At 51.7% G+C, this 3210-nt stretch carries 2 rRNA genes; both read right to left on the bottom strand.

From position 1 onward, the window contains the following. A 5S ribosomal RNA gene (rrf, locus tag DM373_RS28205) occupies nucleotides 1-108 on the bottom strand; the annotation flags it as partial. Between the two features lie 142 nt (nucleotides 109-250). Next, nucleotides 251-3144, bottom strand: a 23S ribosomal RNA gene (locus tag DM373_RS28200). Between the last annotated feature and the right edge of the window lie 66 nt (nucleotides 3145-3210).

The raw sequence follows: 3210 nt of genomic DNA, 5'->3' as shown, positions 1-3210 counted from the left end.
ATGACCTACTCTCACATGGGGAAACCCCACACTACCATCGGCGATGCATCGTTTCACTACTGAGTTCGGGATGGGATCAGGTGGTTCCAATGCTCTATGGTCGTCAAGAAATTCGGTTGCCCAGAATGTCTTGTGAACACTCTTGGCCAATTCGGATATGTGAATTTGTGGTGCTTTTGTGAAGAGTGCGAATTTTCGGGTCTTTCGTCTTCACCACCACAATCTGCGTAGCAGATTGCTTGGGTGTTATATGGTCAAGCCTCACGGGCAATTAGTATTGGTTAGCTCAACGCCTCACAGCGCTTACACACCCAACCTATCAACGTCGTAGTCTTCGACGGCCCTTTAGGGGATTCAAGATCCCAGTGAGATCTCATCTTGAGGCAAGTTTCCCGCTTAGATGCTTTCAGCGGTTATCTCTTCCGAACATAGCTACCCGGCAATGCCACTGGCGTGACAACCGGAACACCAGAGGTTCGTCCACTCCGGTCCTCTCGTACTAGGAGCAGCCCCTCTCAAATCTCAAACGTCCACGGCAGATAGGGACCGAACTGTCTCACGACGTTCTAAACCCAGCTCGCGTACCACTTTAAATGGCGAACAGCCATACCCTTGGGACCGGCTTCAGCCCCAGGATGTGATGAGCCGACATCGAGGTGCCAAACACCGCCGTCGATATGAACTCTTGGGCGGTATCAGCCTGTTATCCCCGGAGTACCTTTTATCCGTTGAGCGATGGCCCTTCCATACAGAACCACCGGATCACTAAGACCTACTTTCGTACCTGCTCGACGTGTTTGTCTCGCAGTCAAGCGCGCTTTTGCCTTTATACTCTACGACCGATTTCCGACCGGTCTGAGCGCACCTTCGTACTCCTCCGTTACTCTTTGGGAGGAGACCGCCCCAGTCAAACTACCCACCATACACTGTCCTCGATCCGGATAACGGACCTGAGTTAGAACCTCAAGGTTGCCAGGGTGGTATTTCAAGGATGGCTCCATGAGAACTGGCGTCCCCACTTCAAAGCCTCCCACCTATCCTACACAAGCAAGCTCAAAGTCCAGTGCAAAGCTATAGTAAAGGTTCACGGGGTCTTTCCGTCTAGCCGCGGATACACTGCATCTTCACAGCGATTTCAATTTCACTGAGTCTCGGGTGGAGACAGCGCCGCCATCGTTACGCCATTCGTGCAGGTCGGAACTTACCCGACAAGGAATTTCGCTACCTTAGGACCGTTATAGTTACGGCCGCCGTTTACCGGGGCTTCGATCAAGAGCTTCGCTTGCGCTAACCCCATCAATTAACCTTCCGGCACCGGGCAGGCGTCACACCCTATACGTCCACTTTCGTGTTTGCAGAGTGCTGTGTTTTTAATAAACAGTCGCAGCGGCCTGGTATCTTCGACCGGCATGGGCTTACGGAGCAAGTCCTTCACCCTCGCCGGCGCACCTTCTCCCGAAGTTACGGTGCCATTTTGCCTAGTTCCTTCACCCGAGTTCTCTCAAGCGCCTTGGTATTCTCTACCTAACCACCTGTGTCGGTTTGGGGTACGGTTCCCAGTTATCTGAAGCTTAGGAGCTTTTCTTGGAAGCATGGCATCAACCACTTCGCGCTCTAATGAGCACTCGTCATCAGCTCTCGGCCTTGAGATCCCGGATTTGCCTAAGATCTCAGCCTACCACCTTAAACTTGGACAACCAACGCCAAGCTGGCCTAGCCTTCTCCGTCCCTCCATCGCAATAACTGGAAGTACAGGAATATTAACCTGTTTTCCATCGACTACGCTTTTCAGCCTCGCCTTAGGGACCGACTAACCCTGCGTCGATTAACGTTGCGCAGGAAACCTTGGTCTTTCGGCGTGGGAGTTTTTCACTCCCATTGTCGTTACTCATGTCAGCATTCGCACTTCTGATACCTCCAGCAAGCTTCTCAACTCACCTTCACAGGCTTACAGAACGCTCCTCTACCGCATCACCAAAAGGTGATACCCGTAGCTTCGGTGCATGGTTTGAGCCCCGTTACATCTTCCGCGCAGGCCGACTCGACTAGTGAGCTATTACGCTTTCTTTAAAGGGTGGCTGCTTCTAAGCCAACCTCCTAGCTGTCTAAGCCTTCCCACATCGTTTCCCACTTAACCATGACTTTGGGACCTTAGCTGACGGTCTGGGTTGTTTCCCTTTTCACGACGGACGTTAGCACCCGCCGTGTGTCTCCCATGCTCGGCACTTGTAGGTATTCGGAGTTTGCATCGGTTTGGTAAGTCGGGATGACCCCCTAGCCGAAACAGTGCTCTACCCCCTACAGTGATACATGAGGCGCTACCTAAATAGCTTTCGAGGAGAACCAGCTATCTCCGAGCTTGATTAGCCTTTCACTCCGATCCACAGGTCATCCGCTAACTTTTCAACGGTAGTCGGTTCGGTCCTCCAGTCAGTGTTACCTAACCTTCAACCTGCCCATGGATAGATCGCCCGGTTTCGGGTCTATACCCAGCGACTAAAGCGCCCTATTAAGACTCGCTTTCGCTACGCCTCCCCTATTCGGTTAAGCTCGCCACTGAATATAAGTCGCTGACCCATTATACAAAAGGTACGCAGTCACCTAACAAAGTAGGCTCCCACTGCTTGTACGCATACGGTTTCAGGTTCTATTTCACTCCCCTCTCCGGGGTTCTTTTCGCCTTTCCCTCACGGTACTGGTTCACTATCGGTCAGTCAGTAGTATTTAGCCTTGGAGGATGGTCCCCCCATATTCAGACAAAGTTTCTCGTGCTCCGTCCTACTCGATTTCATTGATAAGAGATTTTCGTGTACGGGGCTATCACCCACTATGGCCGCACTTTCCAGAGCGTTCCACTAATCTCAAACCAACTTAAGGGCTGGTCCCCGTTCGCTCGCCACTACTAAGGGAATCTCGGTTGATTTCTTTTCCTCAGGGTACTTAGATGTTTCAGTTCCCCTGGTTCGCCTCTTGCACCTATGTATTCAGTACAAGATAACCAGCTTGTGCTGGCTGGGTTCCCCCATTCAGAGATCTCTGGATCACAGTCTGTTTGCCGACTCCCCAAAGCTTATCGCAGGCTACCACGTCTTTCATCGCCTCTGACTGCCAAGGCATCCACCGTATGCGCTTCTTCACTTGACCATATAACCCCAAGCAATCTGGTTATACTGTGAAGACGACATTCGCCGAAAATTCGCATTTCGCTCA

It is taken from the genome of Pseudomonas sichuanensis (assembly GCF_003231305.1).
In the GTDB taxonomy this organism is placed as follows: domain Bacteria; phylum Pseudomonadota; class Gammaproteobacteria; order Pseudomonadales; family Pseudomonadaceae; genus Aquipseudomonas; species Aquipseudomonas sichuanensis.
Note: the sequence above shows the minus strand (reverse complement) of the source record. Positions and strands in the feature narration are given on the sequence as shown.